Source organism: Rouxiella aceris, from assembly GCF_012933545.1.
Lineage (GTDB): Bacteria > Pseudomonadota > Gammaproteobacteria > Enterobacterales > Enterobacteriaceae > Rouxiella > Rouxiella aceris.
In genome coordinates this window covers 783781-808002 of sequence record NZ_JAADJU010000001.1, presented here as the reverse complement: position 1 = coordinate 808002, position 24222 = coordinate 783781, and the positions used below count along the sequence as shown (strand labels likewise).

General features: G+C 54.5%; 16 protein-coding genes and 1 rRNA gene. 8 read left to right on the top strand and 9 right to left on the bottom strand.

Annotated features, from left to right (window positions below):
* Positions 1–116 (top strand): 5S ribosomal RNA (gene rrf / locus GW590_RS03590).
* Positions 117–289: 173 nt separating this feature from the next.
* On the opposite strand, the gene actP is transcribed toward rrf, so the two are convergent.
* From actP to acs, 3 genes are read right to left on the bottom strand one after another with little or no spacing between them, the layout of a single operon-like run.
* On the bottom strand, positions 290–1945 hold the full coding sequence (gene actP, locus GW590_RS03585; RefSeq protein WP_169401617.1) for a cation/acetate symporter ActP: 1656 nt from the start codon (positions 1943–1945) through the stop codon (positions 290–292).
* Positions 1942–2253 carry a DUF485 domain-containing protein gene (locus GW590_RS03580; RefSeq protein ID WP_169401616.1) on the bottom strand — a complete coding sequence of 104 codons (312 nt, stop codon included), beginning with the start codon at positions 2251–2253 and terminating at the stop codon, positions 1942–1944. Before GW590_RS03580 ends, actP begins: the two co-directional genes overlap by 4 nt.
* A gap of 54 nt (positions 2254–2307) precedes the next feature.
* Positions 2308–4269, bottom strand: coding sequence for an acetate--CoA ligase (gene acs / locus GW590_RS03575; protein WP_169401615.1), 1962 nt, complete (start codon positions 4267–4269; stop codon positions 2308–2310).
* Between the two features lie 872 nt (positions 4270–5141).
* Here acs and GW590_RS03570 point away from each other — a divergent pair.
* A complete protein-coding gene (locus GW590_RS03570; protein WP_169401614.1) occupies positions 5142–6794 on the top strand; it encodes a methyl-accepting chemotaxis protein in 1653 nt (550 codons plus the stop codon).
* 127 nt (positions 6795–6921) lie between these two features.
* On the opposite strand, the gene GW590_RS03565 is transcribed toward GW590_RS03570, so the two are convergent.
* Together GW590_RS03565 and GW590_RS03560 are read right to left on the bottom strand one after the other, a co-directional pair.
* On the bottom strand, positions 6922–7614 hold the full coding sequence (locus tag GW590_RS03565; RefSeq protein ID WP_169401613.1) for a 4'-phosphopantetheinyl transferase family protein: 693 nt from the start codon (positions 7612–7614) through the stop codon (positions 6922–6924).
* Between the two features lie 62 nt (positions 7615–7676).
* A complete protein-coding gene (locus tag GW590_RS03560; RefSeq protein ID WP_169401612.1) occupies positions 7677–9968 on the bottom strand; it encodes a TonB-dependent siderophore receptor in 2292 nt (763 codons plus the stop codon).
* 337 nt (positions 9969–10305) lie between these two features.
* On the opposite strand from GW590_RS03560, the gene fes reads away from it, so the two are divergent.
* The 3 genes from fes (at position 10306) to GW590_RS03545 (ending at position 15862) form a co-directional block, all read left to right on the top strand.
* A complete protein-coding gene (gene fes / locus GW590_RS03555) occupies positions 10306–11676 on the top strand; it encodes an enterochelin esterase (protein WP_169401611.1) in 1371 nt (456 codons plus the stop codon).
* Complete coding sequence (locus tag GW590_RS03550; RefSeq protein ID WP_169401610.1) at positions 11663–11872, top strand: MbtH family protein; 210 nt, start codon at positions 11663–11665, stop codon at positions 11870–11872. The genes fes and GW590_RS03550 overlap by 14 nt, the downstream gene beginning before the upstream one ends.
* A gap of 96 nt (positions 11873–11968) precedes the next feature.
* On the top strand, positions 11969–15862 hold the full coding sequence (locus GW590_RS03545; protein WP_211186626.1) for an enterobactin synthase subunit F: 3894 nt from the start codon (positions 11969–11971) through the stop codon (positions 15860–15862).
* A gap of 57 nt (positions 15863–15919) precedes the next feature.
* Here GW590_RS03545 and GW590_RS03540 read toward each other — a convergent pair whose 3' ends face one another.
* From GW590_RS03540 to fepD, 3 genes are read right to left on the bottom strand one after another with little or no spacing between them, the layout of a single operon-like run.
* Positions 15920–16720, bottom strand: coding sequence for an ATP-binding cassette domain-containing protein (locus tag GW590_RS03540; protein WP_169401608.1), 801 nt, complete (start codon positions 16718–16720; stop codon positions 15920–15922).
* Positions 16720–17742 carry an iron-enterobactin ABC transporter permease gene (gene fepG / locus GW590_RS03535; protein ID WP_169401607.1) on the bottom strand — a complete coding sequence of 341 codons (1023 nt, stop codon included), beginning with the start codon at positions 17740–17742 and terminating at the stop codon, positions 16720–16722. The genes GW590_RS03540 and fepG overlap by 1 nt, the downstream gene beginning before the upstream one ends.
* A gap of 2 nt (positions 17743–17744) precedes the next feature.
* Positions 17745–18758 carry a Fe(3+)-siderophore ABC transporter permease gene (gene fepD / locus GW590_RS03530; RefSeq protein WP_235955839.1) on the bottom strand — a complete coding sequence of 338 codons (1014 nt, stop codon included), beginning with the start codon at positions 18756–18758 and terminating at the stop codon, positions 17745–17747.
* 224 nt (positions 18759–18982) lie between these two features.
* Between fepD and entS the strand changes: the two genes are divergently transcribed.
* The gene (gene entS / locus GW590_RS03525; RefSeq protein WP_169401605.1) at positions 18983–20251 is read left to right on the top strand and encodes an enterobactin transporter EntS; all 1269 of its coding nucleotides are present in this window, start codon (positions 18983–18985) and stop codon (positions 20249–20251) included.
* Here entS and fepB read toward each other — a convergent pair.
* Positions 20241–21203, bottom strand: coding sequence for a Fe2+-enterobactin ABC transporter substrate-binding protein (gene fepB, locus GW590_RS03520; RefSeq protein ID WP_169401604.1), 963 nt, complete (start codon positions 21201–21203; stop codon positions 20241–20243). The genes entS and fepB overlap by 11 nt on opposite strands.
* Positions 21204–21372: 169 nt before the next feature.
* Here fepB and GW590_RS03515 point away from each other — a divergent pair, with 169 nt between their 5' ends.
* Both GW590_RS03515 and GW590_RS03510 read left to right on the top strand, forming a co-directional pair.
* Positions 21373–22581 (top strand): isochorismate synthase, encoded by a 1209-nt coding sequence (locus tag GW590_RS03515; protein WP_169401603.1) that lies wholly within the window; start codon positions 21373–21375, stop codon positions 22579–22581.
* Positions 22582–22590: 9 nt separating this feature from the next.
* Positions 22591–24219 carry a (2,3-dihydroxybenzoyl)adenylate synthase gene (locus GW590_RS03510; protein WP_169401664.1) on the top strand — a complete coding sequence of 543 codons (1629 nt, stop codon included), beginning with the start codon at positions 22591–22593 and terminating at the stop codon, positions 24217–24219.
* Positions 24220–24222: the final 3 nt, after the last annotated feature.

Below are 24222 nucleotides of genomic sequence, written 5' to 3'. Positions count from 1 at the left end.
CCTGGCGGCAGTAGCGCGGTGGTCCCACCTGACCCCATGCCGAACTCAGAAGTGAAACGCCGTAGCGCCGATGGTAGTGTGGGGTCTCCCCATGCGAGAGTAGGGAACTGCCAGGCATCAAATAAGTAGAAAGCCCTGTACTTGCGTACAGGGCTTTTTGCTGTCTGTAATATGGCAATTTATGCCCGTGTATCTCGATCATCAACACAACGTGGTTAACAAATGCCAAGCCCCTGCCGACTGGCAGGGGCTTTTTTGCTATGGCAAGCATCATCACATCAAGTCACTATTAATGCTTACTGCTTTGCGAGATGCCGATACCGGTTTGCGAACGGACAAACTGCGGATAAAAACGTTCTCTTTCTTGCTGCCCGGAGAGTGAATGGTCGGTAATTGAGAAAAACCAGGTACCGACGAATGCAACAATCATTGAGAACAATGCAGGGTATTCATAAGGATAGATAGGTTTGGCGTGACCGAGGATCTGCACCCAGATAGTTGGGCCAAGGATCATCAACACAACGGCAGTGACCAATCCCAGCCAGCCGCCAACCATTGCGCCACGGGTAGTCAGTTTTGACCAGTACATTGACAGTATGATAATCGGGAAGTTACAGCTGGCTGCGATAGAGAAAGCCAATCCGACCATAAAGGCAATATTCTGTTTCTCAAACAGGATCCCTAAAGCAATAGCGACAATACCGAGAATAATAACCGTAATTTTAGAAACACGGAGCTCATTGCGTTCCGTAGCCTTGCCATCTTTGATCACGCTGGCATAGAGATCGTGCGATACCGCCGAAGCACCAGCCAGGGTTAAACCGGCAACAACCGCCAGGATGGTGGCAAAGGCAACGGCAGAGATAAAGCCGAGGAAGAAGCTACCGCCTACCGCATTGGCCAGATGTACCGCGGCCATATTGTTGCCACCCAGCAAGATACCGTGAGCATCTTTAAACGCCGGGTTGGAACTGACCAGAACGATGGCACCAAAACCGATAATAAAGGTAAGAATGTAAAAATAGCCGATAAATCCGGTGGCATAAAATACACTCTTACGTGCTTCCTTGGCATTGTTTACCGTAAAGAACCGCATCAGGATATGAGGTAGCCCGGCGGTACCAAACATCAGCGCCAGACCGAGTGATAGTGCGGATATAGGATCCGATACCAGTCCCCCTGGGCTCATAATGGCCACACCTTTAGGATGAATAGCCACTGCTTCGGTGAATAACTTGTTGAAGTCAAAATCAACGGATTTGAGCACCATCAGCGCCATAAAGGTAGCACCAGCCAGCAGCAATACCGCTTTGATGATTTGCACCCAGGTGGTGGCCAACATACCGCCAAACAGCACATACAACACCATCAATATGCCGACCAGCACTACGGCCACATGGTAGTTGAGCCCGAACAGTAACTGGATCAGCTTACCGGCACCGACCATTTGCGCAATCAGATACAGTGCTACCACTACCAGCGAACCGCAGGCAGACAGGGTGCGTATGGGTTTTTGTTTAAGACGATAAGAAGCCACATCGGCGAAGGTGTACTTCCCGAGATTACGCAGGCGTTCTGCTATCAGAAACAGAATGATTGGCCATCCGATCAGAAAACCAATCGAGTAGATCAATCCGTCATAGCCTGATCCATAGACCAGCGCCGAGATCCCCAGGAAGGATGCCGCCGACATAAAGTCACCGGCGATCGCCATACCGTTTTGCAAACCGGTAATTTGCCCGCCAGCGGTATAGTAATCCTGACGCGAGCGGGTGCGTTTCGATGCCCAATAGGTGATATAAAGCGTAGCCCCCACAAAAAGAATAAACATGATAATGGCTTCAATATTGAGCGGTTGACGATTTACCTCGCCGGAAATGCCTTCCGCCCACGCATTTGAACTCAATACCAGACCCGCCAGCAGACCAAGGCGACGGGCGTTCATGGTTGCACCTCACGGATGATGTCCGCAGTCAGACGATCGAACTCACCGTTGGCACGAAACACGTAAATGCCGGTAAGCAGAAATGAGATAACAATCAAACCGACACCTACCGGAATACCTCGGGTAATAGTGGCGCCTTGATATAACGGCGTCCCTAACCACTGAGGGTCGAAGGCAATCAGTAAAATGAAAGATACGTACAACACCAGAGTGATGAAAGAGAGCAGCCAGGCGAACCGGCTGCGCTTATGAACCAGCTCCTTAAAGCGCGGATTATTTTCAACCTTTTGATAAATGAGATCATTCATTGATACCACTCCTATAAGGTATTGACTGAGTTCACCGCGAAAGTGCGGTGAAAATTATGACGACGCTTTCATTAATTGTTGTTCTTCCAGTAACTTCTCAACAACGCCAGGATCGGCCAGTGTTGAGGTATCTCCCAGGTTGGTCGTATCTCCGGCGGCAATTTTGCGCAAGATACGGCGCATAATTTTGCCGGAACGGGTCTTCGGTAATGAATCAGTCCAGTGAAGAATATCCGGGGTAGCGATCGGGCCTATCTCTTTGCGCACCCAGTCACGGACTTCTTTATAGAGTTCGGGAGAGGGTTCTTCACCATGATTGAGGGTGATATAGGCATAAATAGCCTGACCTTTAATGCTATGGGGAATACCCACCACGGCGGCTTCGGCAATTTTTGGATGGGAAACCAGGGCGGATTCGATTTCGGCGGTACCGAGGCGGTGCCCGGAAATATTGAGCACATCATCGACGCGGCCGGTGATCCAGTAGTAACCGTCCTCATCACGGCGAGCACCATCGCCGCTGAAATACATGTTTTTAAAGGTGGAGAAATAGGTCTGTTCAAAGCGATCGTGATCGCCATACAGGGTGCGCGCCTGCCCTGGCCATGAATCAACGATCACCAGGTTGCCTTCGCATACCCCTTCCAGCGGTTTGCCTTCGTTATCCACCAATGCCGGTTGTACGCCAAAGAAAGGGCGCGTTGCCGAACCGGCTTTTAGTTCGGTTGCTCCCGGCAGCGGGGTGATCATAAAACCGCCGGTTTCTGTTTGCCACCAGGTATCCACTATCGGGCAGCGGCTATTACCGATGGTTTTGTAATACCACTCCCAGGCTTCGGGGTTAATGGGCTCGCCCACCGATCCCATAATGCGCAATGAACTGCGGCTAGTACCTTCAATGGCTTTATCCCCTTCTGCCATCAGGGCACGAATGGCCGTAGGAGCGGTATAGAGAATATTGACCTGATGTTTATCGACAATCTGCGACATGCGATTGGTGCCGGGATAATTGGGCACGCCTTCAAACATTAGCGTAATGGCGCCGACGGCCAGCGGGCCATACAGCAGGTAACTATGACCGGTTACCCAACCAACGTCGGCGGTACACCAATAAACATCGCCATGGTGATAATCGAAAACATATTTAAAGGTCAGGGCGGCATAAACCAGGTAGCCCCCGGTGGTGTGGAGGACACCTTTTGGTTTGCCGGTAGACCCCGAGGTGTAGAGGATAAACAGCGGATCTTCGGCTTTCATTTCTGTTGGCGGGCAGTCGTCAGAGGCGTTGGCAGTAACCTCATGCCACCATAGATCGCGGCCTTGCTTCCACTCGCCTTTTTTACCGGTTCGTTGATAGACAATCACATGCTCGACACTGACCACCGCCGGGTTTTTCAGGGCATCATCAACATTTTGTTTTAGCGGGATCGTGCGACCGGCGCGTAGTCCCTCATCGGCAGTGATCACCAGTTTGGAGTTGGAGTCGACAATACGTCCGGCAACGGCTTCCGGGGAAAATCCGGCGAAGATCACCGAATGCACAGCGCCAATGCGTGCGCAGGCCAGCATGGCGACTGCCGCTTCTGGCACCATCGGCATATAGATGGCGACCACATCGCCTTTTTTGATGCCGATATCTTTGAGCACATTGGCGAACTTGCAGACATCGTGATGCAGCTGTTTATAGGTGATAAATTTATTTGCCGTCTGCGGATCGTCACCCTCCCAGATGATCGCCACCTGATCGCCGCGTTCCGCCAGGTGGCGGTCCAGGCAATTGGCTGCCAGGTTCAGCGTGCCGTCTTCAAACCAGCGAATATCAATGTTACCCGGTGCAAAGGAAGTATTTTTTACTTTGGTAAAGGGTTTGATCCAATCGATCACTTTTCCCTGTTCACCCCAAAAGGCCTCAGGATCTTCGACAGATTGTTGATAATATTGATGATATTTTTCTGGCGTAATCAGGGTACGTTCCGCAATAGCGGCAGGAATAGGGTGTTTGTAGGATTGGCTCATCGTTATTCTCCCTTTTTGAATATGTTAATACTATGTCAATCAACGGGTAGTTCTAGTTTGACCACAAGCTTTGTTTGGTTTTTGGGTGGCAGATCACGCAATGGCATGGGAAGAAATTTAATTGCAACAAAGCAGGAGAGTTAAATCGGGAAATTGCTGTTAAGTCTTCTATGTTAAAAGAAAATTAATATCTCAGCATTCCGCCAAAGCAACAGACTGTTAACTTTATGCAGTGAGATAAGGAGAAATTAGACTGATTTTCTGCCGTGCAAAATCAATTTGCATTTGGCTACCCAGAGGAGGGGTAATATTCGATGCCTTGACAGCGGCGGTGTGACATAACCACTAAAACTGTAAGGATAAACATATTACAATTTGTAAAAATAGTGCTAAATATAATTATTTTTTTGCCGATATAGGTAAATCATACAACCTGTGAGCTGTTGAAAATGAATTTTTCAGTCCGACGGATCCTGGGATTACCTTCAACCTTGGCTTTGACTGCCACGACTATGGTAGCGGCAGCCTGTAACTGCGCTCTATCCATCAAAATACACGTCTTATCAACCCATAGTGTCGAGCTCGCCAGGCTGGATACTCGGTGGGTAACAGATAAAAATGTTATTGGGACATTCGTGGTTATTTCTGCTCAATGCTTTTTCATCGGTTTATTAACAATAAATGAAAATATTAATACCAGGCTATGGAATGCGCCACAGCAGACAATGATATCGGTAACATCACTGTTTGGATGATCATTATTAAGCTATTGAATAAAAAGTATAATTGCAGCTAGCTTCTTTTCGAGTTGAAGAGATTAGCCCAAAAAAGTCAAGAAAATCAATTATAAATAGAATATACCGGGGGGGCTTATGAAAGTACTGAAAAATATTTCTTTTAGAAAAATGATAATGATTATTCTTACTATATTCAGCTTGATTTGGGGGATGACAACTTATCTCACCTTTAATAATTTTAATACCATTGATGGTTTGTTGAACCAGACCCTATTACAAAAAGGTTCTTATCGGCTGCTGGTAAGAGGCAATGATCAGTATTTTCGCGCAACCACCAGAATGTTACGTGCAATGGATTATCGCCAGACCGCGGATAATGCCGAGGCTGACAAAACCTTTGCATCTGCTGATGCTGCCGTAAAAATTAGTCAGGATATGCTGGCGCAGTTTCGTGTCAGTCAACATCCGGGAGTGAGTGACGAGGTCATACAGGCAATGGTCGGCGACTGGGATGCCCTGCTCAATAAAGCCATTGTGCCTATGCTGGCCGCCGCGAAAAATAATCAGCCAGACCAGTTTCGCGATCTGTTCAGAAAGACATATCCACAGCTGAGTGTGCAGTTTGGCGCAACCGCTGAAAAATACAGTCAGGCTATTCAGTCCAATATCCTGGTGGAACAGTCCCAGGCCCAGGTTGCCTACAATAAGTATATTTTACTCAGTGCGTTATTCGCCGGCATTATCACGCTGCTGTTAACCGACCGCTATCTGGTTAACTTTCTCGATAAGCCGGTTTCCATGATTAAAAGACACCTGGAGACACTGACGGCAGGCAAGCTGGACATTGAGCTGAGTGATTTTGGTCGTAACAGTGTCGGCCAACTGATCCCCTATATCCGCGCCATGCAAAAACATCTGCGTGATACGGTCGAGGCCATTTCGCAAAGCTCCGACAGTATCTACACCAGCACCAATCAGATAAAACAGGGCAATGAAGAACTCTCGGGTCGCACCGATCAGCAGGCGGCTGCGTTGCAACAAACCGCCGCCAGTATGGAAGAACTTACCTCAACCGTTAAAAATAATGCCGAAAATGTGCGTCAGGCGCGACGTCTGACCGAAACCACGCAACTGACGGCGAAAAAGGGCGGCGATACCACCTCCACGGTGGTGAACACCATGCATACCATTTCTGAAAACTCCAAGAAAATCTCTGATATCACCAGCGTGATAAACAGCATTGCCTTTCAGACCAATATCCTGGCACTGAATGCGGCGGTAGAATCAGCCCGTGCCGGTGAGCATGGACGTGGTTTCGCCGTGGTGGCCAGTGAAGTCCGGGCATTGGCCCAGCGCAGTGCCAGTGCCGCCAAAGAAATTGAAGGATTAATCAACGAATCGGTTGTGCGGGTAAAAGCAGGGGTAGAACAGGTTCAGGATGCGGGTAATGCGATGTCGATGATTATTCAATCGGTAGAGCAGGTAAACCATCTGATGGGAGAAATCTCCGTTGCCTCTGAAGAGCAAAGCCGTGGTATTGAACAAATCGGCCTGGCAATGACTGAAATGGATGGGGTTACGCATCAAAACGCCACCCTGGTACAGCAAGCGGCGACTAATGCCGCGGATCTGGAGCAGGAAGCCGAGCAACTGCGCAATACCATCGCCACCTTTGAACTGGGTAACCTCAAGGACGCGCAGCTTGTCGCTAAGGTGCGTAATCTCGGGCGGATGCCACAGTTAAGTATTGGCACCTCAAGCGGCAGTGATAACTGGGAAAAGTTCTAACCCTAACAGAATTGGCAATAGCCGCTGAACTCGGCGCCAGCGCAGATCCTGACAGGATTTGTCGTTTGCGCCGCGTTGCAATCAATACGGGCATTCAGGCTCTGGCCTAAAGCGGGCAACCTGCTGGTCAGAGCGCAAAGCGCAGCAACGTCATCATATCGCCATGAAAATCGCGCCATTGGCCGCTAAAGGCCATACCTGCAGGCAATTTGGGTGTTAAATCCTGCGCCAGTCTGAGGGTAAAACGCTGATCGCTAAGCGAGATATCCGTTATCACCGCCGCAGAAAAATCAAACCAATCGCCCACATGGGCAAACAGCGCTTTAAACAGACTCTCTTTGGCCGAAAAAACCAGCGTCACTGCCTGTTCAAACGGCAAACCACTGTTGCTGGCCATTTCCTTCTCTTCGCCTTGCATCACCGTATCGGCAATCTCATGGGCTTGTTGCGAGCTTAACTGTGGCTCAAGATCAATACCTAAACCGGCCATACCGCCGGGTGATTTAGCCACCGCGGCCAGCGCCCATTGCCGGGTATGGCTAATGGAACCGATAACGCCCGCTGGCCATAGTGGCTGACGGTGATGACCAATAGCGGGAAATGGTGCGGCGACCCCCAATAACCGCAGGGCCTGTCGGGCAGCCAAACGCCCAGCCAGATGTTCGGCACAGCGTAGCGGTACGGCGCGTTGCAGGGCTGCACGGTGAGGTAAAATCATTAAATCTTCAGGCTGAAACGTCTTGATATCATATTGTACTACCGTGATGCGTTGCATGCCTTCCGGTAGGGGGATTTGTAGTTGGCAGAAGGTCGTATTCATTGGCATCGTCTGATTATTAAAACTGTCGGGCCAAAGGTGCGCCCGACAGTCGTGTGACGAACTTAGAAGTGAGTATTTACACTCATATAGAAGGTTCTTCCCGGTTCGTTGTAGGTAGCAGCACCGGCCCCATACATATAGGCATTAGTGGTGGCGTTGCCCACGGTTTGCGCATTACCGGCGCGGAACTCGCGTTTGTCGAACAGATTATCAATCCCGGTGGTGACGCTGACATACTTGGAGACGGTGTAGGTGCCGCTTAAACCAAATACCGCATAGGGGCTGACCTCATTTTTCTCGCTGCCGGTTACTGCTTCACCCTTGTAGTTGTATTTTTTTGGCTTTTGACGGCCATACCAGGTCATGCTGGTTTGCAGGGAGAGATCTTCGGTCGCCTGCCAGCTCAGAGTGGAGTTGATAGTAAATTTAGGAATGATCGACAGGTAGTCGCCGGTCTCCTTGTTTTTACTTTCAATCATATAGGTACCGTTGTTATTCCAGGAAATAGTGCTGCTTACCGGAATATTCAAGGTGCCTTCCAGGCCCTGTACTACGGCTTTCGGCACATTTTGCCAGAGATAAACATCGGAACTGCCGTTGGTTGAAGTACCTGTTGGCAAATAACCGGCTTCGATTTTATTACGATAATCGTTGCGGAAATAGGTTACACCCGCCTGATAACCGCTGCGATGGAATTCCAGGCCAATTTCTTTATTGATGCTGGTTTCGGCCTCGAGGTCGCGGTTACCCACCAGATAGCATCCGCCGCTGCTGGCGGCACAACCTTGCCCCTTACTATAAAGAACGTAGTTCGGGTTGGTCTGGTACAGGCTTGGGGCCTTATAGGCGCGGGCAATCCCCATTTTCAAGGTAAAGTCACTGCCCAGCTCTTGCGACAGATTAAGGGATGGACTCCAGTTATCACCGACAATCGAGTGATGATCAAAACGCAGGCCGGGTACCAGCATGGTGCTGTCGGTCAGCTCGATATTGTCTTCGGCAAACAGCGAGAAAATTTGTGCCGAGGAGTAGGGGCTGCGATTGCTGCTGTCAACGCCGGCAATAGCGCCACCGAGCATACTCTGGGTATTGGAAGAGGGATCCTTCATCTTCTGCTGATTCCATTCGGTGCCGAGGGTCGCGGTTTGCGTTACGCCAAGATCGAACGGAATACTGACTTCGCTGTGGGCCAGCACATTGCCCAGGTAGATGGTATTAAAGTTACTGTCGGAGAAAATCCCTTCGGTACCGCCTGCCAGCCCCTCATCCATGCGTGAGTTTTTCGTTTTCTCATATTGCACATAGTTGGTGGTGCTGACGCCATTTTCCCAGGCTCCGCGATAGGTCAAGGCATAGGTCTGGCGATAGATACGGTTGGTCTCTTTGCCATACATGCTTTGCACCAGCGCACTGGTGTTGGTGTTCTGCGTATCACCGGCGTACAGATTACCCTGACGACCACTTGATACTTCAAATTCCAGCGACTGCATGGGGGCAAAATCCCAGTGCAGCATGGCATCGATATTTTTATCGATCACCCCTTCACGGCCGGCAGGTATGGTATCGGCGTAGGTGCCGGTACGTTCTGACTGATGACCGTCATTGATATTCTGCGCATCGGCCTTGGTTTTGCTGTAGCCACCAAACAGGCGGAAGCTGAACTGGTCGCTGAGGGGGCCAGACAAACTGAAGTCGGTACGTTTGGTCGAGCCTTCTTCTTTATGTTGCGGTGCGTTGAAGTAGGTATTCCACGAACCGTGCCAGTCTTTGCTGTCTTTCTTGGTAATGATATTGACCACGCCACCGGCGGCACCATTGCCGTAGCGTGCGGCCGCAGGGCCACGGATCACTTCGATATGATCGATCATATCCGGTGGTACCCAACTGGTATCACCGCGGGTATCACGTTCACCACGCCAGCCCTGACGTACTGAATTGCGGCTGCTGACCGGCAGACCGTCGATTAGAATCAGAGTATTTTCCGGTCCCATACCGCGGATATCGATCTGGCGGTTATTACCACGCTGGCCGCTGGTGGAGTTGCCGGTAAGGTTGACACCAGGCATGGTGCGGATCAGCTCATTGATATCACGGGCAGGGGGTTTTTTCTTGATCTGATCGGCGGTGATGGTGGAGACACCGGGTGCCTGCAGGTTTTGCTGCGCGGCGGTAACCACGATGGTGTCGCCGTTGTCGGCCTTTGCTTTGGACGCCGTTGGTTTTGCCTCAGCGCCGCTGTCAGTGGTCACCGTACTGACGTTTTCTGCGGCCCTTACCGGAATAGTAAACGCCGTGGTTCCCAGTCCCAGTCCAATAAGTGTGGCTAAAGAATAGCGAGAAATCCTGTAAGTCATGATGGTATCTACCCTGAATTCCATCCTCGTGCTGCATAAGTCAACGCTGAACAGCTGGATGGCCTGTTGTGTGTGGCTAAGAAATAAAAGTTGTCAGTGCTCAATCCTGTTGCTGCCAAGCCGTTATTGGTTAAACCACAACCTCAGGACCGCACATAAATAACGGCTTTTCCAAAGGGAATTGAACCGGCCCGCTCACCGGGCTGTAACACACTATTGCAAATGAAAATAATTATCAATACTATTCTTCTTACGCTTATGCGCGGGGTTAATGAGGCAACAGAAGGCAACTGCTTCTTAATATTGATATTTATTAACCATACAATGAGTGAGTGTTTTGAAATCACAGTGTTTAGACAGGCCGTCTGCGTCTGCGAGCTACAGGCAGCTAACCAGCAAGCATGTCGGTAGTAACAGTTGGTGGCTGGAAATTGCCCGTCAGGGAACCCCCCTGGTGGAGCCCTCTACCCAGGGATTTTGCATCGTCACCTTCTTTTGGCGCGATCCGCAGGGCAGTGAGTTCACTTCTGCTTATCAGCGAGTGTGGATCAACATCAACTGTCTGACAGACCATCATCAATCAACGCCACCGCAGAGTTTGCAGCGGCTGAGCGGCACCGATGTCTGGTTCTGGCAGACCGAACTTCAGTCCGACTGGCGCGGGAGTTATTGCTTTGTTCCCGGCGTTGAAGATCGACCATTGGCCGATAAGACCGGCGATGACTATCAGCAAATGCTGGCACTGCGCAACTGGTGGCGTGGCGTCTCTGCCAGCGCCACGCACGACTTGCTCAATCCGCAGCGTTCATGGCCAGGGGCCAAGGGACATACCTTATCCGGCGTCCATTTACCCGATGCTCCGCCGCAGCCCGCCTGGCGGGACTTTGACCAGTTTGCCACCGCCAGCGGGCGCTGCATGCCTGCGCCACCGGCGTTGATTCAGTGTTATCAATGGCAGAGTCCTCGCCTGGGCAATCGACGTAACGTCTGGATCTACACCACCGGCGAGGGGGAAAACCCCGCTTCTCGCCCGCTGGCTATCTTGCTCGACGGCCAGTTCTGGTCGCAGCAAATGCCGATATGGGACCCGCTGATGCAGCAGACTACCCAGGGAAAATTACCGGCGGCCGTGTATGTGCTGATAGAGGTGATTGATAACCAACGGCGCAGCCAGGAACTGACCTGTAACCCTGATTTCTGGCTGGCGGTACAACAGGAGCTGTTGCCTGAAGTTGGCCGCCTCGCCCCGCATAGTGACGCGGCCGAACAAACGGTGGTCGCCGGGCAGAGCTTTGGCGGACTTTCTGCGCTCTATGCCGGGCTGACCTGGCCGACGCGCTTTGGCTGTGTTCTGGCGCAGTCAGGCTCTTTTTGGTGGCCGCGGCGGGATATGTTGCAAGCCGGTGAAACACCCGCCGATGCCTGTTGGTTGCTCAAACAGCTAGGGCAGGGGCTTGGCGAAGAAAGTGCGCTGAAAATCTTTTTGGAAGCAGGCAGACACGAAGGCCTGATCCATCAGGTGAACGAACGTTTGGTGGCGATGCTGGGGACCACGCGTCATCAGTTGCACTATCGTCTGGTGGAAGGGGGACACGATGCGCTGTGCTGGCGCGGTGGATTACTCGACGGCCTGCAGACGCTATGGGGCGATCGGCCGCGCACTTATCTTCTTTCACCCACCACAGGAGCTGACCATGGAAAAGCTTAATCCCTTTGACGATACGGAGCAGCGCAGTCTGGTACTGGCTAACCGTGAATTACAGTACAGCCTGTGGCCCGATTTCAGTCCCATCCCGCCCGGCTGGAGCGCAGTTTTTGGCCCGACTTCCCATGGCGAGTGTCTCGGCTGGCTGCAACATCATTGGCTGGATATGCGCTCTGCCGCATTGCGTACCGCGTCCTAGCCCAGCAAGCATTTACCTATGTCAGGATCCCAGGAGGACAGGGTGCAAGAATTTACATTAAGCGTCGCTCAACCACAGTTATCAGACAAAAATGTTATGCCGCTGGTGGCCGCACAGCCAGGGATCTGGGTTGCCGACCAACTCTCTCCCCACGATAATGCCTATGCGGTGGCCCACTATATTGAACTCACCGGCTCTCTTGATATTGGCCGGATGCAACAGGCGATAAGCCAAGGGCTGTCGGAAGCCGATACGCTGCATATGCGCTTTGATGAGTGTGATGGTGTCCCGGTGCAATGGATCGACGAGACACTGCCGCCAGTGACGATCGAATGGATCGATCTTCGCACCAGCGATCCAGCGGCGGCGTTGGCGCTGATGCATCAGGATCTGCAACAGCCATTGCGCATTGCGCAGGGCGTGCCGCTATTTCGCCATATGCTGATCCGAGTGGCGGAAGATCGCTGGTTCTGGTATCAGCGTTATCATCATCTGATTGTCGATGCTTTCAGTTTTACCGCCATTGCCCGCCGCATTGCCGCCATTTATTCTGCGCTTTGTCTGCAGCAGACGACGGATCCTTCTCCCTTTGTTCCTTTCCGCCAGGTGGTGGAGGAGTATCAGAACTATCAGCTGTCTTCGGCCTGTCAGCGCGATCAGCAGTTCTGGCGCGAGAAAGCTGCCCGATTGCCGCCTGCCGCCAGCATCAGCCCGCAGCCGCTGGCCGGACAGTCGCCGACAACGCAGATTTTCCGGCTCTCCCAGGTCTGTGACAGCCAACAGTTTGCACAATTGCTCAGTGATGTTCCGGCCAATACGCTAACGCCTGCGGATATGGCGCTGGCGCTGGTGGCGCTATGGGTCTCCCGACTGAGTGGACAGAGCGCTTTTACTGCCGGTTTTATCTTTATGCGCCGGATGGGTTCGGCGGCGCTCTGTGCCACCGGTCCGGTGATCAACGTATTACCCTTGGCCTTTGAGGTTGCGCCCCAGCAAACGCTGGTGGAAGTGGCGGGAAAAATCAGCCGTGAACTGAAAAGCGCCCGTCGCCATCAGCGTTATGATGCCGAGCAGATCCCGCGCGATCTGGGCAATATTGGTGACAGCCAGCCGCTGTATGGCACGGTTTTCAATTTTAAAATGTTCGATTTTCGCCTCGATTTTAACGGCATACAGGGCGTTACCCACGAACTGGCTTCCGGGCCGGTAAGAGATTTGGAGATTGCGCTCTACCTTGATGAAGGCGGGCAACTGACGGTGGATTTATTGGCCAACGCCGAGCGTTATCAGCCTGACGCGCTGCGTGCGCATCTGCAGCGTTTGCCGTTGTTGCTCAGTCAGTTTGCCGCTAATCCACAATTATTAACCGGTGATGCCGATATGCTGTTGGCGGAGGATCATGCCCTGCTGGCGCGCGTCAATGACACCCGCTTCCCGGTTGCCGATAACACGCTAAGCAGCCTGCTGGCTCAACAGGCGGCAAGTACGCCCGCGCGGGCGGCACTGGCCGATGACCGGCATCAACTGACTTATCAGCAGACCCGCGAGCAGGTGATCGCGTTGGCACAACGGTTGGTGGAGCAGGGGGTCAAACCGGGGGATATTGTCGCCGTCGCGCTGCCGCGTTCGGTATATTTGTCGTTGGCGTTGATGGCCATTGTCGAAGTGGGTGCGGCCTATCTGCCGCTGGATACCGGCTACCCCGATGAACGCCTGGCGATGATGCTGGAAGATGCCTCTCCGCGTTTGATTATTAGCGAACCTGGCCAGATGGCACGCTTTGCCGATCGCGGCAACGTGATGCTGTACGACGCACTGCTGGCGCTGCGAGAAGATTTACCGCAGGCGTTTGCCGGGCCTTCTGCTCATCATGCGGCCTATCTGATCTTCACCTCAGGCTCGACCGGCAGACCGAAAGGCGTGCTGGTCGGCCATCAGGCGATCGTCAATCGCCTGTTGTGGATGCAACATCAGTATCCGCTCAGTGCCGACGATGTGGTGCTGCAAAAAACGCCGAGCAGTTTTGACGTCTCGGTATGGGAGTTTTTCTGGCCGCTGATGGTAGGTGCCAGACTGGTGATGGCACCACCGGAGGCACATCGCGATCCCGAGCTGTTGCAGCAGTTGATTGCCGACTATCAGGTGACCACTTTGCACTTTGTGCCCTCAATGCTGGCCGCCTTTGTCGCCACGCTGGACGAGACACAGGCCGTCAGTCGCTGTGCCACACTGCGCCAGGTGTTTTGCAGCGGTGAGGCACTGCCAGCCGAGCTTTGCCGCCTGTGGCAACGGCGCACCGGCGTACCGCTGCATAATCTCTATGGTCCCACCGAAGCCGCAGTAGATGTCAGTTGGCATCCGGCATGGGGGGACGCGCTGGCCGCGGTGACTGGCAGCAATGTGCCTATTGGTTTACCAGTATGGAATACCGGGCTGCGGATCCTCGATGCCCGACTGCAACCGGTGCCGCCCGGCGTCGCTGGCGATCTTTATCTGACCGGGGTGCAACTGGCGCACGGTTATCTTGGGCGTCCGGATCTGACTGCCAGCCGCTTTGTGGCTGATCCTCAGGGCAACGGCGGAAGGATGTACCGCACCGGGGACGTGGCGCGCTGGTTGCCATCCGGCGTGGTGGACTATCTCGGGCGCAGTGATTTTCAGCTAAAAATCCGCGGTCAGCGCATTGAGCTTAGCGATATCGACCATGCATTGTTGTCACTGCCCGGCGTTGCCCAGGCGGTAACCCATGCCCTGACGCTGGGCAACAGCGCACAGGATGCGCTGCTCGGTGATGCCCGTCAGCTGGTGGGCTATCTGGTGGCGCAACCTGATGTGCAGTTGGATGTTGCTGCATTGCTCGCTGTTCTGGCCGAACGCTTGCCGCCGCATATGCTGCCGGTAGCGCTGGTGGAACTGCCCGCGCTGCCGCTGAGTGCCAACGGTAAACTGGATCGTAAAGCCTTGCCGTCGCCGCAGGCGGTGCAAGCAAGCGCCGGGCGTCAGCCGCAGCCCGGGCTTGAAACACAGATCGCCAACCTGGTCGCCGCGTTGCTCGGTCGCGAGCAGGTGTTTGCCGATGACGATTTCTTTGCCCTGGGCGGCCATTCGCTGTTGGCGATGCGTCTGGCGGCGCAACTGCGACGTGAGCTGGGTCGACCGGTTAGCGTCGGGCAGATTATGGTCGCCTCGAAAATTGAGCAACTGGCGATATTACTTGGCCAGCAGCAAAGCCAGAGCGAAATCGATAACTGTGGTTTCGAGGCGCTGCTGCCGCTGCGCAGCGCTAACGGGCCAACACTGTTTTGTCTGCATCCGGCCTCCGGTTTTGCCTGGCAGTTTAGCGTGCTGCCACGTTATCTCGACCAGCATTGGTCGCTGGTCGGTATTCAGTCACCGCATCCTGACGGACCCTTAGCCAGCAGCCAGGATATGGAGCAAGTGTGCGAAGCCCATCTGCACACGGTCCTGAGCGTTCAGCCTCATGGCCCTTATCATTTTATCGGCTACTCGCTGGGAGGGACGCTGGCGCAAGGGATCGCCGCACGGCTACAGGCTCGGGGCGAGAAAGTGGCGTTCCTGGGTTTGCTCGACACTTATCCGCCGGAAACGCAAAACTGGGATGTGATGCTCGATGACAACGTTTTGCAAGAGATCCAGCGGGAAAGACAGCAGTTTATCGCCGTCTCGCAAGAGGCGCTGGATCCGACGGCGGGCGGTGAAAAACCAGGGATGTTCGATAAAATCGAGGCTAACTATGCCGATTCGGTACGTCTGTTGTCGGCTACCCGCACCGCGCGCTTTGGTGGCGAAGCGACGCTGTTTGTGGCACGTAAAACCTTGCAACAGGATATGGACGTACAGGCAACCTGGTCACAGTACGTTGATAGCCTGCGGGTTTATGAGCTCGATTGCGCCCATGTCGATATCGTTTCCCCGGCGTCTTTCACCGTACTGGGACCGCTGCTTAACCGCCTGTTAAGAGCCTTGTAAATCAACGGACTTTGTCAGCAATCCGGGCCGCCCTGCATTATGCGGGGCGGCTTTTGTTTAGGCACTATGTCCGAGAGGGATGATCAGCGGCGTATGGGAAACCGGGCAATCAATAATCTGGCAGCGCAGGCCAAACACCTGCTCGATCAGCGCCGGGGTAACAATCTCTGCCGGTGCGCCCTGGGCGATGATTTTACCATCGCGCATGGCAATCAGATGACCGGCATAGCGGCAGGCGTGGTTGAGATCGTGCAGCACCACCACCAGCGTGCGCTTATGCTGCTGATTAAGACGACACAGCAGTTCCATTAAATCAATCTGATGGGCGATATCCAGCCAGGTGGTAGGTTCATCCAGCAACAGCAAAGGGGTTTGCTGCGCCAATACCATGGCGATCCATACCCGCTGACGCTGCCCTCCGGACAAAGTATCTACCAGGCTGTCCGCCAGTTGATCAACGCCGGTGGCGCGCATGGCGTCCTCGACCGCCTGGCTATCTTCGTTCTGCCAGCGGCGGAACATCCGTTGGTGAGGATAACGTCCGCGAGCAACCAGATCGGCAACGCTAATATCACCGGGAGCGGTGGAGCTTTGCGGTAATAATCCCAGTTGCCTTGCCACCTCTTTGGTGGCGTATTCGCCGATCATTTTGCCATTCAGCCAGACGGCGCCTTGTTGTGGTTGCATCAAACGACTTAGGGTGCGCAATAGTGTCGATTTGCCACAGGCATTAGGGCCAATAATCACCGTCAGTTTCCCTTCCGGGATCGACAGCGATAAATTGCGGGCGACCACCTTCTTTTCATAACTGAGAGTAAGGTCCTGTGCCCGTAATGGGGAAAGCGATTCAGTGCTCATTAGCGTCGAGACTCTCGAATTAACAACCCAATCAGGTAGATACCGCCCAGACTGACGGTCAGCACCCCGACGGGTAATTGATAGGGAAGGAATAGCCGCTGGGCCATCACGTCGGCGGCTAACAGCAGCAGGGCACCGGTCAGGGCGGTCAGCAGCAGCGATTGCCGTTGCCCGGCACCCAGCCGCCGCGAAATTTGTGGTGCTACCAGCGCAATAAATGAGATCGGACCGGCGACGGCGGTGGCCATGGCGGTCAGTGACACCGCAGTCAGCATCAGCAGTAACCGCGAGCGCTCGACAGGAACGCCGAGGGCGCAGGCGGTGTCATCGCCCATTTCCAGCAAACGCATTCTTTTGGCTAATCCCTGGGCGGCGACCATGGCAATGGCAATGACGGCGATGGCCGGCAGGCTTTTTTGCCAGGTGACGCCGTTAAGTGACCCGGCGCTCCATAGCCCGGCAGTAAGCGCCGACTCCAGCGAGGCATTAATGATTAACCAGGTATTGGCGGCAATCAGCAAGGCGCGAATGGCAATGCCAACAATAATCAGCCGGAAAGTTTCTACCCCTTGCCGCCAGGCCAGCCAATAGACCAGCAGCCCGCTGATCAGGCCGCCCGCCATCGCCCCGGCGGTGATCTCGCCGATGTTGCCGTTAAACAGCACAATCACCACCAATACGCCGCTGTAGGCTCCGGTGTTAAAACCAATTACGTCAGGACTGCCAAGGGGATTGCGTAGCAGGGACTGAAAAATTGCGCCGCTGATGCCCAGTGCCGCACCGAGGATCAACGCCATTGCCACGCGCGGCAGACGCCACTGGGTGACAATTACCGCCAGATTCTTTGCGCCTTCGCCACGCAGTGCATCTATTACCTGCTGAGGGCCAAGAGATAATGTGCCGCTGCCGAGAGCATAAATGGCCAACGCTGCGCAGCACAGCAACAGCGCCAATGCAGTCATACCGGGGCGGATCTTTCGCTGGCGTGGGCGTGTTGACGCCGGGAGGGTTGTCTGACTCATGCTTATCCTCGGCTTAATCCGCGTGTGCGGCGCACCAAAAATATCAACACCGGTGCGCCAATAAAGGCAGTGACCACCGAAACTCGCAGCTCGCCAACCACCAGCATGCGACCAAGCAAATCGGCGGCCAGCAGCAAAGAGGGGGTGAGCACCAGCGTCCAGGGCAACAGCCAGCGTGGATCGCTACGGGACAGCCGGCGGGCAATATGCGGCATCATTAAGCCGACAAATGCGATGGGACCTGCCGCTGCGGTGGCACTGCCGCACAGCAGGGTGATAGCCAGCAGTCCCATTAACTGCGTCAAGACCATACGCGTGCCCAGGGCGGTGGCCAGTTCGCTGCCCATGGTCAGATTATGCAGGGAACGACTAAGCAACAGCGATAACACACAGGCGAAAATAATTGGCGGCGTCACCGCGCGGATCACCGCCATACTGCGAATATCCAGTGAGCCAGCCTGCCAAAAACGCAATTGATCAAACACCTGCGGATTAAGCAGCGAAATACCGGAAGCCATGCCTTCGAGCACTGCGCCTAACGCCACGCCTGCCAGCGTCAGGCGGATAGGGTTAAGGCGTCCTCGACCCAGGGTCCCAATCATCGCGACCAGCAGGGTGGCGAACAACGCGCCGCTAAAGGCAAAGCCAAGGTAGTGATCAATATCGCTGGCACCAAAAAAGGCGATACCGATCACTACCGCAAATGCGGCCCCGGCGTTAACGCCGAGAATGCCGGGATCGGCCAGCGGATTGCGCGTCAGGATCTGCATCAGCGCCCCTGACAGCCCGAGTGCCATTCCGGCCAGTAACCCAAGCAGGGTGCGGGGCAATCGTGCATCGGCAATAAGTACGCAGTCAGCGCTGGAACACTGCCCGCGCAAGGCTGGTAGCACACTGTGCCACGGAATGGACCGCGCACCGAGCGACAGACTCAGGACGATCATGACCAGCAGCAGCAGTAATGCCAGCAGAAAGCCGCCTGCCTGGCGCGAGAGATAAGGACGAGGAGATGACATTGTGAGCGCAGCACTGCGCGTAAGCCGGGACATAGCAGCCTTTATCCGAAATCCATTTTGCTCTACACAGTCCTTCGCCGAACATCATGGCAAACAACGAAAAACTGTAATCTAAATGATATTTATTATCATTATTGCTTGTGTTTGTATATGGTAGCATGACTGTGTATTTACTTGCAGTATTCTTGCGGTTATTACTCTCACTTTGGCTATGGGGTTTCGTTTTGCATAAGCCTTCAATTTTACTCGATTTTAGTTTGCTAAAAACGCATGCCGCTTTCCGTGCGGTGTTCTGCGCGCGATTTATTTCCATTCTGGCGCTGGGTCTGCTGGCTATCGCCTTGCCGGTACAAATTCAGGCGCTGACCGGGTCAACCCTGTTGGTAGGGCTGGCGGTGACCCTGGCCGGTAGCGGGATGTTTATTGGTTTGCTGCTGGGCGGCGTAATGGCTGACCGTTATGAACGTCGGCGGTTGATCCTGTTTGCCCGTGCTACCTGTGGCCTGGGGTTTATTGGTCTGTGCCTTAATGCGGCGTTGCCTGCCCCTTCATTGACGGTGATTTACCTGCTATCAGTGTGGGACGGTTTTTTTGGCGCGGTAGGGGTTACCGCCTTGCTGGCGGCCACCCCGGCGTTGGTCGGCAGAGAAAATCTGGTGCAGGCGGGGGCGTTAAGTATGCTGACGGTGCGCTTTGGGTCGATTCTTTCCCCGGCGGTGGGCGGGCTGATTATTGCCAGCGGCGGGGTGATCTGGAACTATGCCCTGGCGGCATTGGGCACCCTGCTGACCTTGTTGCCGCTGCTGCGTTTACCGCAGTTGGCCCCGCCCCCTCAGCCGCGAGAACATCCGTTACGCTCACTGGTCAGCGGCATTGCTTTTCTGTTTAAAAATAAAGTAATTGGCATGGTGGCACTGATTGGGGCATTACTGACCATGGCCAGCGCCGTGCGCATCCTCTATCCGGCGTTGTCTGCCGTCTGGCAGGTGAGTGCCTCAAGCCTGGGGCTGATGTATGCGGCGGTGCCGCTGGGCGCGGCGATCGGTGCTTTTACCAGCGGGCGCGTGGCCAATGTGGCCCGACCTGGCTGGTTGATGCTGGTGACGGCAATCCTGGCGTTTGTCGCCATCGGTGTGTTCAGCCTGCTGCCCTGGTTTGGCGCGGCGTTACTCTGCCTGATAGTGTTCGGCTATCTGAGCGCCATCAACTCGCTATTGCAGTATGGATTGATCCAGCGTCTGACGCCGGATAACTATCTGGGCAGGATCAACGGACTGTGGACGGCGCAGAATGTTACCGGTGATGCCCTGGGGGCTTTATTACTGGGGTCGATGACCACTATGATGCTCCCGGCAACCACCGCCGCCAGCTTTGGCTGGGGAGCGGCGGTGGTTGGGGTGCTGCTGGCCATGTTGTTGCGCGCCTTGCGTCAGGTCAGTTTTAGCGAGTCGGAGACCGCTTCTGAGCCTGCCACCTCGCTGCCTAACCGCTAAACTGGCTGGCCAACTGCGTCAGCAAATTGCTGGCGCTGTAGTAATCGAGGCGAAAGGTATCATCACCCAACGCGTAGACCTGTTGATTTTTTACCGCAGGCAAGTGCGCCAGAAAGACATTGCTCTGCAGGCGCTGCACATCGCTTTTGTCGCCGGCAAACAGCAGCAGCGTGTTGCCGTTGAGTCCGCTGGCCATATTTTCCCCGGCCAGTTGCACAATGTCTTTACGCACGCCCTGGCTCTGGCTGCTGGCCAGCTGCGTCGGCGGTACGGCGAGGGTGAAACCCAACTGCTGCAACATTTGCCCCTGCGGTGAGGCTGCCGTCCACAAGTTGGCGGCTTTGCCGTCCGGGCGATATACCAGGGCAGAGACCGGTTGTGCAGGCAGATGCATGCTTTGTTTTACCGTCTGCTGGTGAGCCGCAAAGCTGGCAATGGTCTGTGCGGCATCCGCTTCTTTGCCGGTGGCCTGACCCAGTTGTTCAGCCAGTTGCTGCCAGCTTTTATCGTCATAGTTAACCACCATCACCGGCGCAACGGCAGACAGTTGGTCGTACAGGCGCAGTGCCGAGTCACCGCCGGTCGCGGCGATAATAATTAAATCCGGCGCTTCACCGGCAATTGCTTCGGCGTTGGCTTCACCGATATACAGACGTTTCACCCCGCGCTGTTTGGCAACGCTTGACCATTGGCGGAAAAAGCCCTGGTCGTCGGCGATGCGGCTGTTAGGGCTGGTGGCCCCGCTGGCAATCACCGGGGCATTGATCGCCAGCAGTGTGCCGGTGACAGTGACGCTGGTGGAAACAATGCGCTGCGGCGGGGCTGACAAGTGGATAACCCCGTGGGAGGTGGCGATCTCTCGTGGCCAACCTTCAGCCGCCTGACTGGCGCCGATCGACAGGGCGAATGTCGCGAAAACCCCCGCCAGCAGGCGAAATAACGTGCTCTTCATTTCCTGACACCTTGCTTTTTAAAAGTGAATATTCCACTGACCAAATCGTTATTCCCGGCAACCATTGCTGATTGACAGCGTTGACCTCGTCACGTAGTTTGATTTACATTAAATGCAAATGATAATAATTCTTATGTATATTATCATTATATTAAATGGGAGTATACGGATGGAAACTGTGACAAAGGGGCTGGTGCAATGCAGGCCGCAAAGCCAGATTGATCCTCTTGGCCTGGATGAACTTTCACCCGGATCGGGTTTTTTCTTCACCTCGCCTTTTCGTAGTCTGAGCACTGAAGGCTGTCTGACGAAAGTCACCGCCCCCGCCTTTGATGGTGATGCGCTGGATGGCAGCTTTCAGCAGGCTATCGCTGCGGCCTTTAGCCAGGCGCGGGCTGCGGGCATTACGCGTCCGGTTGTATGCGGGGCGATCCCCTTTGACAAACGCCAGCCTTCGGCGCTATTTATTCCGCAGCGCACGCGTTGGTTTGAGCGAGCAGCGGTGATGGCTACCCTGGCTACGCCAGATCGGCAACTGGCTGAAATTGTCAGTAAAACCGAGCTGCCCGGGCAACAGCAATTTATGCAGATGGTCAGCGATGCGGTGCAGGCGACGGCGGATAAACGGCTGAGCAAAGTCGTGCTGTCGCGGCTGCTGGAGATAAAAACCCATGGCCCGGTGGCCAGCTCAGCGTTAATCGGCCGGATGATGGCGCAAAACCCGAGCGGTTTCCATTTTCATGTGCCGCTGGAGCAGGGGGCGTTGATCGGTGCCAGTCCGGAACTGTTACTGCGCAAACAGGGTGATCAATTTTATTCCAATCCGCTGGCAGGCTCTGCCCGGCGCGAAAGCAACCCACAGCAGGATCGTGCGGTAAGCCAACGCTTGCTTGATTCTGCCAAAGATCGCTATGAGCATCAGATTGTTACCCAGGGCATGCAGCAAGTATTGGCTGAGCGTTGCCGTCACCTGCATATGCCGACCTCCCCCGAATTACTGAGCACGCCAACCCTTTGGCATTTGTCGACCCCCATCGATGGTGAAGTGTTGAATGGACAGGAGAATGCGTTATCCCTCGCCTGCTTACTCCATCCCACCCCTGCGCTTTGCGGCTCGCCAACGACCGTGGCCCGTGAGCTGATTGCCAGGCTGGAGCCTTTCGATCGCGGTCTGTTTGGCGGCATTGTCGGCTGGTGCGACGACGCTGGTAACGGTGAATGGGTGGTCACTATCCGCTGCGGCACCATTGTGGCAGACCGGGTGCGGCTGTTTGCCGGTGCCGGTATTGTTCCGGATTCCTCCCCCGAATCTGAATGGCGTGAAACCGGCGTCAAGCTGGACACCATGCTGCGTGCTTTTGGTTTTAATCAGATCTGAGAAAATATGATGAGCATTGCCTTTACCCCCTGGCCGGACAACTTTGCCCAGCGTTACCGCGAGCGCGGTTACTGGATCGATAAGCCGCTGACCGATATTTTATTGCGCCAGGCAAATAATGACGCGGTGGCGATGATTGATGCGCAAGGCTCCCTGAGCTATCGACAGCTCAATCAGCAATCCGACCGTCTGGCTGGCGCACTTGCCCGCCGCGGGCTGGTGGCCGGCGATACCGCGCTGGTGCAGCTTGGCAACCGCAACGAATTTTATGTGGTGTTTTTTGCTTTGCTGAAATTGGGCGTGGTGCCGGTTAACGCCTTGTTTAGCCATCAACGCAATGAGCTGCAAGCCTATGCCGGGCAAATTCAACCGGCACTGTTGATTGCCGACCGCCAGCATCCGCTGTTTGCCAACGATGATTTCCTCGATGCCTTTCGCGATCAACATCCGTCGCTTCGCCAGGTGGCGCTGCTGCATGAAGCACAGAGCGAGTGTTCGCTGGCGGCGTGGATTGCCGAGCAACATCCCACCTTTTCCCCGTCGCCGACGGCGGCCGATCAGGTGGCGTTTTTCCAGCTTTCCGGTGGTAGCACCGGCACGCCCAAGCTGATCCCGCGTACCCATAACGATTACTACTACAGTATTCGTCGCAGCGTCGAAGTGTGCCGCTTTGACCAGCAGACCCGCTACTTATGTGCCTTGCCCATTGCCCACAACTATCCGATGAGTTCACCGGGGGGATTAGGGGTGTTTTATGCCGGTGGGCAGATGGTGATTGCCACTGATCCCAGCGCACAAGGGTGTTTTCAACTAATAGAAAAACATCAAATCAATGTTACGGCACTGGTCCCCCCGGCAGTCACCCTGTGGCTGCAGGCCATTGAGCAAAAAGGCAGTAACCAGGCGCTTGCCAGTCTGCAACTGTTACAGGTTGGCGGCGCAAAACTGGGTGAAACCCTCGCTGCGCGTATTCAAACGGAAATAGGCTGCCAGCTACAACAGGTGTTTGGCATGGCGGAAGGCCTGGTGAATTACACCCGACTTGACGATGATTCTCGGCATATTTTAACCACTCAGGGCTGTCCGATGTCGCCGGATGACGAACTCTGGGTGGCGGACGAGCAGGGTAATCCGCTGCCTGCCGGTCATATTGGTCGCCTGATGACGCGCGGGCCTTATACCTTCCGCGGTTATTACCGCAGTCCGGCACACAATGCCGAAGCCTTTGATGACAACGGCTTCTATTGTTCCGGCGACCTGATTTCCCTTACCGACGACGGCTACGTCAAAGTCGAAGGGCGACAAAAAGATCAGATCAACCGTGGGGGAGAGAAGATCGCCGCCGAGGAGATAGAGAATCTGCTGTTGCGCCATCCTGAAGTGATCAATGTGGCGCTGGTGTCGATGCCTGATGAGCTGATGGGCGAGAAGAGCTGTGCCTTTGTGGTGTCGCACCAGGAGCTGAAATCCGTTGTGCTGCGTCGCCATCTCCGTGAACAAGGTGTGGCGGAATTCAAACTGCCCGACCGCTTTGTGCGGGTTGAACAATTACCCCTGACGCCGGTCGGGAAAATCGATAAAAAGCGCCTGCGCCAGAGCTTTGATGCGCAGTCGCCTGCCAGGGTTACAGGAGAATAAATC

What these genes read in the sequence shown, in the direction of transcription:
- actP (WP_169401617.1), bottom strand. Translation starts at nt 1,945, where the DNA reads ATGAACGCCCGTCGCCTTGGTCTGCTGGCGGGTCTGGTATTGAGTTCA.
- GW590_RS03580 (WP_169401616.1), bottom strand. Translation starts at nt 2,253, where the DNA reads ATGAATGATCTCATTTATCAAAAGGTTGAAAATAATCCGCGCTTTAAG.
- acs (WP_169401615.1), bottom strand. Translation starts at nt 4,269, where the DNA reads ATGAGCCAATCCTACAAACACCCTATTCCTGCCGCTATTGCGGAACGT.
- GW590_RS03570 (WP_169401614.1), top strand. Translation starts at nt 5,142, where the DNA reads ATGAAAGTACTGAAAAATATTTCTTTTAGAAAAATGATAATGATTATT.
- GW590_RS03565 (WP_169401613.1), bottom strand. Translation starts at nt 7,614, where the DNA reads ATGAATACGACCTTCTGCCAACTACAAATCCCCCTACCGGAAGGCATG.
- GW590_RS03560 (WP_169401612.1), bottom strand. Translation starts at nt 9,968, where the DNA reads ATGACTTACAGGATTTCTCGCTATTCTTTAGCCACACTTATTGGACTG.
- GW590_RS03550 (WP_169401610.1), top strand. Translation starts at nt 11,663, where the DNA reads ATGGAAAAGCTTAATCCCTTTGACGATACGGAGCAGCGCAGTCTGGTA.
- GW590_RS03545 (WP_211186626.1), top strand. Translation starts at nt 11,969, where the DNA reads ATGCCGCTGGTGGCCGCACAGCCAGGGATCTGGGTTGCCGACCAACTC.
- GW590_RS03540 (WP_169401608.1), bottom strand. Translation starts at nt 16,720, where the DNA reads ATGAGCACTGAATCGCTTTCCCCATTACGGGCACAGGACCTTACTCTC.
- fepG (WP_169401607.1), bottom strand. Translation starts at nt 17,742, where the DNA reads ATGAGTCAGACAACCCTCCCGGCGTCAACACGCCCACGCCAGCGAAAG.
- fepD (WP_235955839.1), bottom strand. Translation starts at nt 18,758, where the DNA reads ATGTCATCTCCTCGTCCTTATCTCTCGCGCCAGGCAGGCGGCTTTCTG.
- fepB (WP_169401604.1), bottom strand. Translation starts at nt 21,203, where the DNA reads ATGAAGAGCACGTTATTTCGCCTGCTGGCGGGGGTTTTCGCGACATTC.
- GW590_RS03515 (WP_169401603.1), top strand. Translation starts at nt 21,373, where the DNA reads ATGGAAACTGTGACAAAGGGGCTGGTGCAATGCAGGCCGCAAAGCCAG.
- GW590_RS03510 (WP_169401664.1), top strand. Translation starts at nt 22,591, where the DNA reads ATGAGCATTGCCTTTACCCCCTGGCCGGACAACTTTGCCCAGCGTTAC.